A 14,746-nucleotide genomic window follows, 5' to 3' on the forward strand; every position below is an offset into this window, starting at 1 on the left:
TGGACCGTGGCGGTCGGCGGTGGCTGGTGCCGTACCGGTTGGTGTTCCGGTCGGTGGTACGGGATGTCGCAACCGCCCAGCGACGCGACTGGTGTTGGCCGTTCCGTGGGCTCGGCGGCGCTGTGGCGGTCTGGCGATCGACTCACCGCAGGGGGGCCGCCGCTGCGGCGCCCGGCTTGGGCGTCCGCTGCCGGTGGTGGGAGGTCTCGGCGGCCGGGTTTCCCGCCCAACACGCGTTGCCGGGTACTTCTTCGCCCTTCATCAGGAAGGAGTCGGCGGCGAGCACCGCGCCCTCCCCCATCGTCACGCCGTAGTGGACGAGTGCGCCCACCCCCAGGGTGCTGCCGGCCCCGAGTGTGCTGTGATCGGACTTGAAGGTGCCGTCCTCCTGCGAGTGGCACTGGATCTTGCTGCCGGCGTTCAGGGTGGAGTCGTCGCCGATGGTCGCCAGCGTGCGCTCGGTGATGAAGCATCCGTCGTCGAAGACCCGACGGCCGACCCGGACTCCCAACATCCGCCACAGGACGTTCTTGAACGGCGTGCCGTTGAAGGCGTTGAAGTGGGTTTCGGGCACCTTCCACAGCCGTTCGTGGTGCCAGAAGTACGGGTCGTAGATGGAGCACACCTTCGGCTGGAGGGGGCGGAAGCGCAAGATGCACCGCTCGATCAGCCCGAAGTAGACGGCGGTGAATCCCACGGAGCACACCAGGAACACGGCGTCCAGGAGTTGTCCGAGCGCGTCATCGCGGTAGAAGGTGGCCACGCTCAGCAGCGTGAGCGCGAAGAAGTGCAGCCAGCGCAGGAGGAGCAGCAGGCCGATGGAGCGCAGGTTGTAGCGGTTCTTGGCCGGCAGGCGGCGGCTCAGTTCGTCGCCGTCGCGCAGGTGGTCGAAGCGGGCGTCGCGCTCCACCGTCCGCGGGATCTCGAAGCTGGGCGAACCCAACAGTCCCACGCCCTCCCGGATTTCGCCGTCTAGCGGGACCATCACCTTGGTCGCCAGGAGGCAGTTGTCGCCGGTCCGGCCGCCGACGGGGTAGGCGATGAAGTTGCCGAGGAAGTTCTGCCTGCCGATCTCGGTGCGCGAGACGCTGAAGGAGGTGTGGGAGATCTCGGCGTTGAGGATCGACAGTCCGTCGGCGACCATCGTTCCGCTGCCCACGATGCTCAGGAACGGGGACTCGTGCTGCAGGCCGCTGCCGAAGTTCGAGCCGGTCTGCTCGACGCGGGAGAGGTCGTACCCCAGGCCCTGGAGGTAGTGGACGATGTAGGAGCTGTCGCCGAACAGCCAGATGAAGAACTTGAGGTTCGTCATGCGCGCGATCGATCGGTGCACGCCGTACCGGAAGCCGTAGAGCGGGTAGACCGTGTCCGGCTTGATCACCCGGTGCAGCAGGCGCGGGACGGTGCAGAGCACGACCAGGCCCACGACGACGAACCCGAAGAACAGCGCGAGGGAGAAGATCAACACGTCGAGGTAGAACGCCGACGAGGTGACCGGCTCCTCACTGAGCGCCTTGTGGCCCACCGGCATGGGGACGTCGGTCAGCAGCAGGGCGGCACCGCCGATGACCAGCGGCAGGGTGACGAGGAACGTCCTCAGCAGGCTCACCAGGCCGAAGGCGGCTCGGCGCGTCGTGCTGCACCATGCTGGTGCGACCCGCACGTAGTTCAACTCGGTGCGCTCGGCGGGAGATCCGTGCCACCGCTGGCCGCTCGGTACGGTCTCGCCGCGCTGGAGGGTGGAGGTGTGGCCGAGCTGGGCCCCGTCGCCCAATGCGGTGTCGATGTCCAACACGGTCCGCTCGCCGATGAACGCATTGCGGCCGAGGGTGACTGTGCCGGTCTGGATCCGCCCGGCGTGGGCGCGGTAGCAGAGGAAGAACGCGTCCTTGCGGATCACGCTGCCGGCGCCGATGGTGAGCAGGTCGGTGCAGACGGGGACGTGGTGGGAGAGGATCGTGACGTGCCTGCCGATCTTCGCGCCCAGGGCGCGGAGATAGAGCACGTACACGGGGCTGCCGACGAACAGCACCATGGGGTTGGCGTGCACCAGCACCTTGACGATCCAAAAGCGCAGGTAGGTCAGCCCCCAGATCGGGAACTCCCGCGGCTTCCACCGGCCGATGAGGACCCACTTGGCCACGACCGGGAAGAGGCTCAGACCGATGCACTCGGCACTGCCGAAGAGCACCGCCCGGCCGTAGACGTCGATCACTCCCGAGCCGTTGGAGACCCAGTCGTACCCCCGCGTGGTGGCGAGGGCGGTGAGGTAGGAGTAGCCGAAGAAGAACAGCAACTGCAGCGCCCCGCACAGGGCGTAGCGCAGGCTGCTCCCTTGTTGGGGCGCTTCGACCGGGGCCGGCCCGACTGGCGTGGCAGGCTCGGGCGCGGCGTGTTCCAGTGCCGTCGCGAGGCTGCGGACGGTGGAGTGCTGGTAGATGTCCTTCATCGACACCGACGGCAGGTCCGGTCGCTTTCTGACCCGCGCGCAGAAGTGCGCCATCACCAGTGAGTCGGCACCGAGGTCGTTGAAGAAGTGGCTCTCGACCGGGATCTGTTCGACGCCCACTACTTCGGCCAACAGCGCGGCGAAGACCTCCTCCAAGGCGTGGGTCGGATCCTCCTCCCGAGGGGCGGGCATGGTTTCGGTCAGGCCGTTGGTCGAGATGTCGGTGGACTTACTCGCCATGTGTGCTCCGTACGGTGTGTGGTGGCCCGGGAGGGCCGGTGCGGCTGTGGTGTCTTGGCTGTGGCGGTGTGGCCGCCCCGACTCTCCGGGGCCGGCCTCCGATCCAGGTGTGCTGCCATGTGCGCCGGTGCCGAGGGCGACGACACCGGGTTCTTTCTCGGACCGAACGAACGCTGTGCAGGGCAGGGCGCATTACTCAACGGGCATGGGTTCAGGCGTGGGCAAGGCATCACTGGAGTGCTGAACGCTGCCGCCATGCACCCGAAAGAAGTCGGCAACGAGCGTCGGCGCTTGACGCAACTGGCCGTGTTCGTGGGCGAATTGATCGAACTGCTGCATTGCCACCGGAGCAGGAAGGTCGACGGCCGGCCGAGAGCCGACCCGGCGCGCTCGATACGGCCTGGTCTACCCCACCCCGACGGCCGGCTCAGACCATCGAGCAGCTGATCAACGAGACGCCGCCCCGCGCCCCTCGACGAGCCACACTCTCCCCCCTATCTCGCCGGCATGAGCCCCTTGTCCACCGGTCAGCTCACCACCACGTCCGCAGACAACATCGCCACCTGCGCCGACGGCAGCCTCCTCCCCCGTGGCGAAGCTCGTGTTGGCCCCCGGCGTCGCCCCAGCCCGCCGAGGCGCGGCCGCCGCAGGAGGACTCCTCCACGGCAACCGGGGCTTCACCCCCGCCTCTTGACCCAAGCAGGCGGCTTGGCTTCGTCATTGAGACTCCTTGAGAGCCAAAGTCCATAGGGGAAACGAAACTCTGTGCACCAGAATGGAGCGGAACTCGCGAGTCCACCTCCAGTGATCAACCGGTAGCTTACCGTGTGACTTCCATGTAACGACCCCGCGTAGCTCTAGCAAAAACCAAATCCACGTATACAAATTCCCGGCCCCTTCCCCTTCCCCATGTCAACTGGTTGGAGGCGGCGAAGGGCACACGAGATGGCTGAATGCCGACCGGTCGATATCAGGCCATTGGAATGCGACCCACACACAGGGAAGCCACAGGTATTGCATGGCGCAACAGTTCTAGGAAATCACCGTGCGGCGCCCCTGCCCCGCGCGCTCCGACTCCGAGGCTTCGCGCCCGTCGTACAACGCGAGAAGAGCTGGATCTTTCAAATCGGATGCGAAACTCCCACTGTTGGTCAAGTGACATGTGGTACAGGTGAGGCGATGCCGAGCCGCTCGAAATTGCCATTTTCGCGGTCGCCTTGACGCGGGCTTCGTTTTCCCCATGCTCTGTGGTCCCCGTGGCCTCGACCATGCCCCTGGGCTCGATGTCGAAGAGTTGAACGTCCCCTCTACGAACCGTCTTTGGCCGAACGGCCCCTCGCCAACCGACAGCCCTGCCGTGACAGGTGACGCCGGCAATCAGACAGAGCGTCCTTGCGGCGCTTCCGGGAGCATGGACAGAGGTAAGCCAAGCGCGCTGACACCCGCAGGTAAACGGAGCGCAAACCCCGTCCTGGCCGTGGGCGTTGGCCACCTCGGCGCGCTGCGGGCCCCGCCCGGAGCCGTGTGAAGCTTCGCCTCCATGAGCAAGTCGCCCGCGCTCGCCGCCGAGCGGCCCGTCAGGCTGCTACGTCGAACACGCACACCACCGACATCGGCACGAACAGCAAACCAACAGCGCCCTACTGGCGCCGGATGAAGCCGGAGGACCGCGGGGTGCTTGCCGTGACGGGCGGGCGATGGCTAGGCGATCCGTATCGCCCCAACGCGCTTGCCGGACACACCGAGCCGCACACGCACTCCCCCGCCACAGCATCGACACATCAGCACGGCCAAGACCGGGAGCGGACACAAAGCCTCGCCCTGCCCACTGCACGGGAGTTTTTGCGCGGCGTCGCGAGGGAGTTCTCCGATGACGTCGCGTGCACGACCTTCGGGTCGCAGCCGCCGCCGTATGTTCCACGGCATTCCAAGATCGCACCCTCGGTCGGACAATAGGAATTTCCAGCCCACGGACCAAGATTCCCATGCCTACACCACGGCAGGCATCGAACATCGACTCGTTCTAGATCACCCAGAGGGGGTAGTTTGCACGACAGCCTCCCCGCCCCCACGCCGCACACGCAACGGCGGATTCGTCCGCGAACGGGGCCGCGACGTGGGAATCGACGCGACACGCCGCTTTCCCTGGGGGCTCGCGCACCGACCACTCGTCTCGCACATTCACTCCATTCCCCACGGGCCCGAGACTGAGACCCTGGCCAGGTGCCACTGCTGCAGTATGAATCTTAATTCGCCCTCTGGCTCAGGCCCATCGTGCGGGGCGCGACATCGTTCAGGGAAGAGCATCCGACGCGGGTACCCGTCGGCACCGGACGCCGATTGCCCGATCGGTCGTTGAACGGACCGCTCGGGCAATCGGCGTTGGGCATCAAAGGATGTGGATGAACCGGCCCGCCGTGTCAGAAGGGCCGTTACCGTGCCGCGCGTGACTGCAGCAGCTTCTTGTCGGGCTTGCCCGCGTCGGTCAGCGGCAGCGCGTCGGCGAAGACGATGTGCGTCGGTTCGTACATCGTGCCGCGCTCCCGGCGGACCATGGCCCGCAGTTCGTCCGTGCCCACCTCGGCCCCGGAGGCCCGTACCACCGTCGCGTGCACCCGCTCCGTCCGGTCGGCGTCGCGGACGCCGTAGACGGCGCTCTGGAGCACCTCCGGGTGGGAGTTGAGGAGGTCCTCCAACTCGGTGGTGTAGACGTGGCCACCGACCACGACGATCATGTCCTTGATCCGGTCGACGATGGTCAAGTAGCCCTCGTCGTCCAGGAATCCGATGTCGCCGGTGTGCAGCCAGCCGTCCCGGAGGACCTCGGCGGTCAGCTCGGGCCGCTTCCAGTAACCCTGCATGATGTGGCCGGAGCGGACGCAGATCTCACCGTGCTCGCCGGGCGGCAGGTCGCTGCCGGCGGAGTCCCGGATCGCCACCTCGACGTCGGGCAGCACCTTGCCTGCGGAGCGCAGCCGCTCAGGGTGGTTGAGGTCGTGGTCGTCGGGGGTGAGGACGCTGATGCTGCCGGACTCGGTCTGGCCGTAGCCCTGCGTGAGGACCGGGCCGAAGCGGCGCACGGCATCGGCGATGCGGGTCGGGGATGCCTGGCACCCGCCGTAGATCACCTGGCGCAGACTGGAGGTGTCGGTGCGGTCCGCGTGCGGGTGGTCCACGAGTTGGTAGAGCAGCGGCGGCAGTAGGTAGAGGTGGGTGATGCGTTCGCGTTCGATGGTGGCGAGCACCTGGCCCGGGTCGAAGTCCTCCAGCAGCACCACCGTGCCGCCGGCCGCCAGCAGATGATCGGCGATCAGCCCGGCGGCATGCGCGAGGGTGGTGGGCACCAACTGCCGTGACGGGGTGGCTTCTTGCCCGCCGGACGTGCGGTGCATCCTGCCGGCCCTTGCGAAGCTGGTGCAGATGCCCTTGGGGTGGCCGGTGGTGCCGCCGGTGTGGCGGATGGAGCAGATGTCCTCGGGTTGGGCCAGTCCCGAGATCGGCTCGGCGGACTGGGCGGCGGCCAACTCCAGCAGATCGGTTCCGATCCTGCCGGGACCGAGGGTCAGCACGTGCGGAACCGGGGCCGCGGCGGTGACTTGGGCGGCCCGCTCGGCGTATGCCGGGTCCACGATCAGTGCCTGGGTCTCCACGTCGCGCACGATGGCGGACTGGGAGTCGGCGGAGAGCTTGTTGTAGAGGTGGTTGACCGGGCAGCCGAGCAGGTTGGCGGCATAGCGTGCGGCCAGGGCCTCGGGGAGGTTGCCACTGAGCAGCGTGACGGTCTGGCCGCGCGCCAGGCCCTGGGAGCGCAGCGCGTGCGCCAGCCGGTGGACCAGGTCACGGAACGCACCGGCGGTGATTCGTCGCCCTTGGTGGATCAGCGCCTCGTGGGCCGGGTCGGCCCCGAGCGACTCCAGGATGTCGTCCACGAAGGAGCGGAAGGGCGGGGCGGCGTTGGGCATGGGGTTTCCTCCGGAAGTGGGTGAGCGGGGTTTCGATCGAGCCGACGGCCCGGAGTGGGGCGGCGGCTCGGAGTGAAGGTGGGCAGCGAGGATCGTCCCTAACTCGCAGTCGGTGCCTGGGATTTACCGGCGCGCGCTGGATCGCCGCCACGGGTACAAACTAGATTTCCTAATCACGTTAGGCAAGTGCATAATTCGATTAGTTCGATGGAGGGATGACTGTGACACGAGGACGCGCGGGGCTGAGCACGGAACGCGTCGTGCAGGCGGGGGCCCAACTGGCCGACGAGATCGGCTTCGAGCGGGTGACCCCGACGGAGCTGGCCCGACGGTTCGACGTCAAGACCGCGAGCCTGTACGCACACATCAAGAACCTCCAGGACCTCAGGACCCGGATTGCCCTGTTCTCCCTGGAGGAACTCGCCGACCTGGCCTCGGCCGCCATGGCGGGACGGGCCGGCAAGGACGCCCTGGCGGCCTTCGCCGACGTCTGCCGCGACTACGCCCGCCGGCACCCGGGCCGCTACGCCGCCACCCAACTGCGCCTGGATTCCGAGACGGCGGCCGGCAGCGCCGCCCCCAAGCACTCCCAGATGCTGCGGGCGATCCTGCGCGGCTACGACCTCGCCGAACCCGACCAGACGCACGCCGTCCGCCTCCTGGGCAGCGTCGTCCACGGCTACCTCAGCCTGGAGGCGGCCGGCGGCTTCAGCCACAGCGCCCCCGACACCCAGGACACCTGGTCATGGCTCCTCGACCGCCTCGACGCCCTGCTCAAGACCGGGCCAACGCCCTGACTCAGCCCCACACCGCACGGTCCCGCAGCCAGAAGCACCGGCCGGCGCCCGGCACGCGAGACCGTCCAAACCGAGGGCGCAGGACGAGCAACGCCCCACCTACGCGCCTTGCCGCAAGCCTCGGACACCGCTCGTACGTCAACTGGCAACGCCGGAGCGCGAGTTCCGGCATGACTGGGCCGAGCACGCCCCAGTCCGCATGGAGACAACCCTGGGGGGATTGTGCGCGAATACCTGCTGGTGCCGACCATCACCGCCGCCGTCACTTACGTGCTGACCGGGACTTGGCTGCTCGGCTTGGCAGCCCTCACCACCGCCGGCCTCATCCCCCTGGCGCTGCCGCGCCTCAGCCGTAGACGACGAGCGCGGGCAGACAGACCTATGACGACGGGCTCGCAAGGACAGGGTGGGTTGGGATGAGTGAGCACGGCCGACGCGGGCGCCACCGTACGGTGGACCGGGTCGCGTGGATCCTGGAGGCCGCCGCGCGGACGCCGGGCGGGGTGACCGTGGCCGAGTTGGCGCGGACGACCGGCGCGCCGGCGAGTTCGGTGCAGGATCTGGTCAACGGCCTTGTCGCGACGGGCTTTCTGCTGGAGCAGCACCGGCGCTTCCGGCTCGGGCCCGCCCCGCACGTCCTCAACCTCATCGCCGGCCGGGTCGTGCCGCGGATCAGCCAGGCCGAGCTCGACGACCTGAGCCGCGTCGCGGGCACCCCGGTGCTGCTCACGGTGCGGGTCGGGCTCGACGCCGTGTACCTCGCGCGCGGCGGCGAGGACCACATTCCCCGCCTCGTCCCGCTCGCCGACGAACACGTGGCCCGGCCACTGCTGCGCACCGCCGCGGGCCGTCTGCTCCTGGCCTTCACCGACGAGACGGAGCGCCGCGGCCTGCTCGACGAACTCGCCCGCCACGACCCCGAGGCGGTCGCCGAGTTCCGCTCCGCTCTTCCGTCGATCCGGGCGTCGCGGATCAGCCGCAGCGAGGGGCTGGCCGACCCCGAGGTCAGCGCGCTCGCGATCCCCGTCACCGACGGCTCCGTCGTGACGGGAGCCCTCGCTCTGATGCACCGGCGTCGCGGCCGTTCGGAGCGGCTGCGCCTGGACCGGGCGGCGGCCCGGCTCCTCGCGCACCTCCAGGAGACGCGGACGTGACGTCCGCATCCATTCACGGATATCCGTGAATCCGGGCGCACCTGCCGTGCCGGGAACGAGCATCCCGGCATGACTTCACACCCGCTGACCACGTCCAAGTCGACGCCGCTGACGACGTCGTCGTCCACCGACGAGATCGTCTCCCAACTGCTGCACACCCTCGGCGACCCCGCCCCGGCGCGGGGAGCCGAGGACATCACCGTCGTCGGGGCCGATCCCCTGGTGCCCTCGGTGCACCGCCTCGCCGATGCCATGTCCGCCGCGATCGGCGTCTTCGGTCGGCAGACGGCGGCCCTCGGCGAACAGCGCGGTCACCGGCGCCAGAAGGTAGAGGTGCAGGCGGGAGCCGCGATCGACCAGCTCATGGCGACCTATCACACGACACTCGCCGGGCGCCCGATCGGTGCCTTGCTCGACGACCCGGCGCTACTCGACAACAACGACTTCTACCGGGCGCGCGACGGCCGTTGGATCTTCATCATCACCACCTATCCGCATCTGCGGGACGCGGTCTACTCCGTGCTGAGGTGCGGCCTCGACAAGGTCGGCATCGCTCAGGCAGCGGCCGGTTGGGACGCCTTCACGCTGGAGGAGGCCATCTGCGCACGGGGCGGCGTCGCCTGCGTGGTGCGCAGCCGGGACGAGTGGCTGGCGCACCCCGCGGGGCGGTATGTCGCCCAGCGCCCGGTCGTCGAGATCGAACGCGTCGGCGACGGACCGGTCCGTCCGCTGGAACCGATCGGTGAGGCCGACGAGGCGCTCACGGACATCCGGGTACTCGATCTCACCCACGTCATCGCAGGTCCCGTATCGACACGTCTCCTCGCCCAGTTCGGCGCCGACGTGCTGCATCTGACGCGCCCCGACCGCCCCGACCCGATCCCGATGATCGCCATGACCGGCGGCGGCAAGCGCAACGCCTACTGCGACCTGCGCGACGCGCACGACCGCGCCGCCTTCCATGACGCGCTCCAGGAAGCGGACGTCTTCGTCCACGCCTACCGCGGACTTGCCCGACACGGGGCGTCGACCGAGGAACTCGTCCGGCGCCGCCCCGGACTCATCGCCCTCGAATACCACGCCTGGGGCACCGAAGGACCCTGGGGCGAACGCGGCGGGTTCGACCAACTCGCCTGCTCCGCAACCGGATTCGCCATCGAGGAGTGGACCGACCGCCCGTCGCTGCCGCCCACCTACCTGCTCAACGACTACCTCGCCGCCTACCTCGGCGCCGCCGCCGTCGCCACGGTCCTGCGCCGACGCGCGACCGAGGGCGGCTCCTGGCGGATCCGCGTGACCCTGGCCGGAGTGTGCCACTGGGTGCAGGAACTCGGGCTGCTGGCCCGGGAGGACGTACTCGACCTGCCCCGCCCCGGGCGCACACCGCTCGCCGCACTCTCGACCACCGCAACCGACTTCGGCCCCCTCACCGAACCGGCGACGCCGTTCGCGTACAGCGGCCGCACGGTCCCCCAGCCCGGCCGACGCTCCCCCCTCGGGTCCGCTGCGCTCCAGTGGCGCTAGGAGCTGCGCCCGGAGGCCGCCCCGACGAACGCATCGCCGGGACGGCCTCCGACAGCGTCGCCATCCACCGCGCCGGCCTTCCCACACGACACCTCCATGGCCAGGTGTTTCAGCGCTGTCACTCGATCGGGCGGTGTGCTGGGGAGCCGGGTTCTTCCGGCGCCGTGTCGGCAAGGTTTCCAGGACCGGGGCGTTTCGCTGGCCGTCAAGGCCGTCAAGGCCGTTGAGGCACGGGGCAGTTGCGGCACCGGTGGCGCGGCACGGCGACGGCCGGGGCACGGGACCGTGGTCGTGGTGCGGCGTGGCCATAGCCATATCGGCACAGTGCGGCGGAAGTTGCGGGCCGCCTGATGCCACCCGGTCCCGGAACCGTTCGGGGAGAGTGATGAATGCGGCAGCGCTCCGTGGTGATCCGCGGCCCTTCCCGGTTTCCGTTGTCTTCCCACTCCTGGTTTTCGCCTCACTTGACGGATTCGTCGAGGGCAGCGTCCTGACCCTGATGCCCGCCATCCGCGATGTCCTGGGCACCGGCACCGGGCCGGCCATGTGGATCTCGGCGACGCAGTTCATGTCCGCCGCCGTGTGCGTACCCGCCTGCGGCCGCCTCTGCGATCTGTACGGCCACCGCCGCATGTTGCGCGTCGCGCTCGGGATCACCACGGCCGGATGCCTACTGTGCGCCCTGGCACCGGGACTTGGCCTCTTCCTCACCGGCCGTGCCCTGCTGGGCTTTCTCAGCTCCATGGTTCCGCTGGGTATCGGGCTGGCCCACGATCGGCTGACGGTAGACGACGGTCGGCGCGCAGTCGGGATGCTGATGGCCGCCCTGATCCTCGGGTCCACCGCCGGGGACGTCTCCGCAGGATTCCTGACCGAGGCCCTGGGCAACGTACGGGCGGTGCTGTGGATCCTCGCGGCACTGGCCGCGGTCTGCCTGGCCGTCTGCCTGGCCCCGGGGGTCGCGGAGACCCGGCACCGGGCCGGCGGCCGCATGGACTGGCGCGGCACGGTGCTGCTGGCGCTTGGCCTGACGCTGCTGCTGGGAGCCGTCTTCCGCGGCACGTCGAACGGCTGGACCTCCCCTGGCGTTCTGGTCGGTCTGCTGCTGGCGCCGGTGGTCCTCCTCCTGTGGCTGTGGCTGGCACTGCGCACCCACGAACCGCTCGCTGACGTGCGGGCGATGGCGAGCCGCGCCACCGCGCCGGCATTCGCCTGCGGATTCACCCTGGGCGTCATGGTCCTGGGCAGCCAAGGCGTCCTCGTCGCCTACCTCGACGCCTCTCCAGAACGCGCCGGCTACGGTTTCGGCCTCACGCAGGGGGAGATCGGGCTGTGGCTGGCCGTACCGTCCCTGGCCGGCTTCCTGGCCGTGAGCGCCTCGGCCGCTGTCGCCCGCCGCGTGGGCTACCGCACCATGCTGACGTACGCCTTCCTTCTCGCGGCCGTCGGCTTCGCGGTGAAGGCCGCCGGACACGGCACCATGCCGGTCTGGGGCACCGGGCACGTCCTCTCCGGCCTCGGCACCGCCCTGGCTGTCGGCGGGATCCCCACGGTGATCGCCGAAGGCAGCCCGCGCGGCCGGGCGGCCGTGTCAACAGCCGTGTACGACACCATCAAGACCACCGGCGGCAGTTTCGCCGGGGCAGCCGCCGCCGCGCTGCTCAGCACACTGCTCTCCCCGAGCACCCACCAGCCCACTCTGACCGCCTACTTGATCCTGTGGGGCCTGTGCACCCTCCTCGCCCTGGTGTCGGCAGCAGTCATCCGCCTCGCTCCGGACGGCTGACGGCACTTCGGGCCGTCAGCTTCTCCGAAGAAGTCCGGCACCTCTCGCGCGAGGTCAACTGACGCTCACCGGCCATCGGTTGACCGTCCCTCCTAGCGCGTCCGCGCAACCCTGGCCGGAGCGTGCCACCGGGTACAGGAACTCGGACTTGTGCAGCCGCCCCGGCACACAGCGGAGCACACCCGTAAACGACAGGCGTGGAGGCGGCACTCGCTCACCAACACGCTGCAGAGTACGGGCTCTTCCCCCACGTCCGTCGCGAAGGCGAAGGTCGCGCCCGAGGCGGGGACGCGGATCGAGCACTGGCCCTCAAGAGTCAGCGGCTCGTGGTTCTCCCAGGGGCAACCGGCCTCGTCCCGCGCCCGAAGGGTGTCGCCGTACGCGGGTCGACCGGGAAACGACTCCGGTCGGCCCGGCTCCTTCGACGCCCGTTCCATCGTGGGCCGGGCGGACTCGGGGATGCCGGGAGCCACCGGGGTTGTGGCGCGGCTCTCAGGCCCTGCCGGCTCTCGTCAGCGGTCAATTCGGCCGTCAGCGCGGGTCGATGGCGCGGACGAGATCGATGCCCCGGCCGAGGTTGGCCAGCCGGGCTTCGAGGGTGTCGCCCGCCGGATACAGGCGGACGGTGTCGACGCCGCTGTCCCGCCAGGCCCTGAGTCGGTCGCGGACCATCTCCTCGGTTCCGATCAGCGTGGTGGCCAGGACCATCTCGTCGGTGATCAGGGCTGTGGCGCCGTCACGGTCTCCGGCCTGCCACCGTGCGAGGACCTCGGCTGCGGTCTCGGCCCAGCCTTGGCGGCTGTAGGCGCGGTTGTAGAAGTTGGTGGCGCCCGAGCCCATGCCGCCCAGGGAGAAGGCGAGTTCCTTCTTCCGGATGGCGAGGGCGGCCGACAGCTCCTTCTCGGAGACGAGGTTGATCTCCGCGCCCTGGCAGATGTCCAGGTCGGCTCGTTGGCGGCCGGCCCGGGCCAGCCCGGTGTCCAGGTGGGTGAAGTAGGCGTCGGCGCCTTCGGGCACGAAGCTGGTGCCCAACCAGCCGTCGGCGACCTCGCCGGTCAGTTGCAGCATCTTGGGCGACAGGGCGGCCAGATAGATCGGCACCGAGACGGCCCGGGCGCTGAGCCGCATGGGGCGCCCCTCGCCGTCGGGCAGGGGAATGCGGTACTGGCTGCCGTGGTAGGTGATCTTCTCGCCGGTGAAGGCGGCACGGAGGACGTCGACGGTCTCCCGCATCCTGGTCAGCGGCCGCGCGAAGGGGATCCCGTGGAGCCCTTCCAGCACCTGGGGCCCGGATGCTCCCAACCCCAGCAGGAAACGGCCCTCGGAGAGGTCGGCGAGGGTCATGGCGGTCTGCGCGACGGTGACCGGGGAGCGGGTGCCGAGCTGGATCACGCCCGAGCCGAGCAGGATCGTGCTGGTACGGGCCGCGAGGTAGCCCAGTGGGGAGGGCGCGTCGCTTCCCCACGCCTCGGCCACCCAGCAGATGTCGAGTCCCAGGCGTTCCGCTTCGACGACGAAGTCGCTGGTCTGCCGCCAGGGGCCGCTGGATGCCTCGATGGTGGTCGCGGTACGCATCAGTTCTCCGCCTCGGCCAGGTCCTTGACGGCTGCGAGGTTGGCCTTGATTCCGCTCTCGAACTCCCGCAGCCGCACGAACACGATCTTCTGTTCCTTGTCGGGCATCGCCTCGATGGCGATGCTCAGCCCCGACGGTGCGGGCCCCATCTGTGCCCACTGCTCCAGCACCGTGCCACCCGCCTCGCCGCGGAGGGTGAAACACCACTTGCTGGTCGGGAAGTCCGGATCCCCCACCGCCCAGCAGAACCGCCGCGGCGCCTCCAGCTCCACCACCGTGCTCACGGTCTCCCACTGACCCAGCGACGGATGCGCGCTGCGCCCCTTGAAGCGGTGACCGATCCCGGGCCCGGTCACACCGTCCAGCCAATCGACCTCCTGCAGTTCACTGCTGAGGCCGGGCATGACGCGGATGTCGCTGACGTACCGCCATACCCGTTCCGGCGGTGCCTCGATGAGGATGCGCGAGGCCACGGTGGGTGCGTCGGCGTAGACCTGCCCGGTCCACTCCATCGGGGCTGCCTCCCTTTCGGACCGTCACGGCCCAACTGCCGCGCTGTCACGCCATAGTTGCGTAGATAGACTGACTCGGGCAAGACCTTCCCCCGTCGCAGACAGCTCAGTCTCGTAATGAGACCCATACACTCGGGGCATGAGGCGTACCTCCTTCGCGAACTGGCCATGCTCGGTGGCGCGGACCATGGATCTGCTCGGGGACTGGTGGACGCCGCTGGTCCTGCGCGAAGCCTTCTACGGCATCCGCCGGTTCGGCGACTTCCAGCGGGAACTGGGGATCGCCCGCAACACCCTCTCGGAACGGCTGCGCCGCCTGGTGGAGGCGGGCCTGATGGAGAAGCACGTGTACGAGACACAGCCCCTGCGGCACGAGTACCTGCTGACCGAGTCGGGGCGGGACTTCCACAACGTCATCTTGGCCATGACTAGTTGGGGCGACCGATGGCTGGCAGGTGAGGCGGGAACGCCCGTGGTGACCCGCCACGCATCCTGCGGCCACGACGCGCATGCGGACGTCGTGTGCTCGCACTGCCGACAGCCGATGGAGTGGGCCGATGTCACGCCGCGGCCCGGCCCTGGCTACCCGGCACAGCTCCTGAACCGCCCCGACGTCCGGCGACGGTTCCATCTCGACGGAGCACAAGACCCGGCGGCCTCCGAGCGACCGGCGGACACCGAGGCTTGACCCGCGGGTGCCGGCTGCCCGCGCTCCCAGCGCGATCAGACAGCCCCCGCCGCCGCGCG

Annotated in this window: 10 protein-coding genes; 5 read left to right on the forward strand and 5 right to left on the reverse strand. The window is 69.3% G+C overall.

Annotated features, from left to right (window positions below; genetic code table 11):
• Positions 1 to 142: 142 nt before the first annotated feature.
• The 3 genes from ACIQU6_RS15380 to ACIQU6_RS15390 all read right to left on the reverse strand — a co-directional run bounded on the left by ACIQU6_RS15380 (position 143) and on the right by ACIQU6_RS15390 (position 6,651).
• The gene (locus tag ACIQU6_RS15380; protein ID WP_403482108.1) at positions 143 to 2,689 is read right to left on the reverse strand and encodes a Pls/PosA family non-ribosomal peptide synthetase; all 2,547 of its coding nucleotides are present in this window, start codon (positions 2,687 to 2,689) and stop codon (positions 143 to 145) included.
• Positions 2,690 to 2,881: 192 nt separating this feature from the next.
• Positions 2,882 to 3,034 (reverse strand): hypothetical protein, encoded by a 153-nt coding sequence (locus ACIQU6_RS15385; protein WP_403482109.1) that lies wholly within the window; start codon positions 3,032 to 3,034, stop codon positions 2,882 to 2,884.
• 2,087 nt (positions 3,035 to 5,121) lie between these two features.
• Positions 5,122 to 6,651, reverse strand: coding sequence for an AMP-binding protein (locus tag ACIQU6_RS15390; protein WP_403482110.1), 1,530 nt, complete (start codon positions 6,649 to 6,651; stop codon positions 5,122 to 5,124).
• A 215-nt stretch (positions 6,652 to 6,866) separates the two neighbouring features.
• On the opposite strand from ACIQU6_RS15390, the gene ACIQU6_RS15395 reads away from it, so the two are divergent.
• The 4 genes from ACIQU6_RS15395 to ACIQU6_RS15410 all read left to right on the forward strand — a co-directional run bounded on the left by ACIQU6_RS15395 (position 6,867) and on the right by ACIQU6_RS15410 (position 11,912).
• Positions 6,867 to 7,448: a TetR/AcrR family transcriptional regulator gene (locus ACIQU6_RS15395; RefSeq protein WP_403482111.1), complete on the forward strand. Its 582-nt coding sequence runs from the start codon at positions 6,867 to 6,869 to the stop codon at positions 7,446 to 7,448.
• Positions 7,449 to 7,864: 416 nt separating this feature from the next.
• The gene (locus ACIQU6_RS15400) at positions 7,865 to 8,602 is read left to right on the forward strand and encodes a helix-turn-helix domain-containing protein (RefSeq protein WP_403482112.1); all 738 of its coding nucleotides are present in this window, start codon (positions 7,865 to 7,867) and stop codon (positions 8,600 to 8,602) included.
• A 69-nt stretch (positions 8,603 to 8,671) separates the two neighbouring features.
• Positions 8,672 to 10,126: a CoA transferase gene (locus tag ACIQU6_RS15405; protein ID WP_403482113.1), complete on the forward strand. Its 1,455-nt coding sequence runs from the start codon at positions 8,672 to 8,674 to the stop codon at positions 10,124 to 10,126.
• A 385-nt stretch (positions 10,127 to 10,511) separates the two neighbouring features.
• Positions 10,512 to 11,912 carry an MFS transporter gene (locus tag ACIQU6_RS15410; RefSeq protein ID WP_403482114.1) on the forward strand — a complete coding sequence of 467 codons (1,401 nt, stop codon included), beginning with the start codon at positions 10,512 to 10,514 and terminating at the stop codon, positions 11,910 to 11,912.
• Positions 11,913 to 12,443: 531 nt separating this feature from the next.
• Here ACIQU6_RS15410 and ACIQU6_RS15415 read toward each other — a convergent pair.
• Both ACIQU6_RS15415 and ACIQU6_RS15420 read right to left on the reverse strand, forming a co-directional pair.
• Positions 12,444 to 13,487: an LLM class flavin-dependent oxidoreductase gene (locus ACIQU6_RS15415; protein WP_403482115.1), complete on the reverse strand. Its 1,044-nt coding sequence runs from the start codon at positions 13,485 to 13,487 to the stop codon at positions 12,444 to 12,446.
• A complete protein-coding gene (locus tag ACIQU6_RS15420; protein ID WP_403482116.1) occupies positions 13,487 to 13,999 on the reverse strand; it encodes an SRPBCC family protein in 513 nt (170 codons plus the stop codon). Before ACIQU6_RS15420 ends, ACIQU6_RS15415 begins: the two co-directional genes overlap by 1 nt.
• 139 nt (positions 14,000 to 14,138) lie before the next feature.
• Between ACIQU6_RS15420 and ACIQU6_RS15425 the strand changes: the two genes are divergently transcribed.
• Positions 14,139 to 14,687 carry a winged helix-turn-helix transcriptional regulator gene (locus ACIQU6_RS15425; RefSeq protein ID WP_403482117.1) on the forward strand — a complete coding sequence of 183 codons (549 nt, stop codon included), beginning with the start codon at positions 14,139 to 14,141 and terminating at the stop codon, positions 14,685 to 14,687.
• The last annotated feature ends 59 nt before the right edge of the window (positions 14,688 to 14,746 follow it).

Origin of the sequence: Streptomyces sp. NPDC090442, assembly GCF_044769405.1 — a bacterium.
Lineage (GTDB): Bacteria > Actinomycetota > Actinomycetes > Streptomycetales > Streptomycetaceae > Streptomyces.

Excerpts from the sequence above, each read along its gene's own strand:
- ACIQU6_RS15380 (WP_403482108.1), bottom strand. The coding sequence starts at position 2,689 with ATGGCGAGTAAGTCCACCGACATCTCGACCAACGGCCTGACCGAAACC.
- ACIQU6_RS15390 (WP_403482110.1), bottom strand. The coding sequence starts at position 6,651 with ATGCCCAACGCCGCCCCGCCCTTCCGCTCCTTCGTGGACGACATCCTG.
- ACIQU6_RS15395 (WP_403482111.1), top strand. The coding sequence starts at position 6,867 with ATGACTGTGACACGAGGACGCGCGGGGCTGAGCACGGAACGCGTCGTG.
- ACIQU6_RS15400 (WP_403482112.1), top strand. The coding sequence starts at position 7,865 with ATGAGTGAGCACGGCCGACGCGGGCGCCACCGTACGGTGGACCGGGTC.
- ACIQU6_RS15405 (WP_403482113.1), top strand. The coding sequence starts at position 8,672 with ATGACTTCACACCCGCTGACCACGTCCAAGTCGACGCCGCTGACGACG.
- ACIQU6_RS15410 (WP_403482114.1), top strand. The coding sequence starts at position 10,512 with ATGAATGCGGCAGCGCTCCGTGGTGATCCGCGGCCCTTCCCGGTTTCC.
- ACIQU6_RS15415 (WP_403482115.1), bottom strand. The coding sequence starts at position 13,487 with ATGCGTACCGCGACCACCATCGAGGCATCCAGCGGCCCCTGGCGGCAG.
- ACIQU6_RS15420 (WP_403482116.1), bottom strand. The coding sequence starts at position 13,999 with ATGGAGTGGACCGGGCAGGTCTACGCCGACGCACCCACCGTGGCCTCG.
- ACIQU6_RS15425 (WP_403482117.1), top strand. The coding sequence starts at position 14,139 with ATGAGGCGTACCTCCTTCGCGAACTGGCCATGCTCGGTGGCGCGGACC.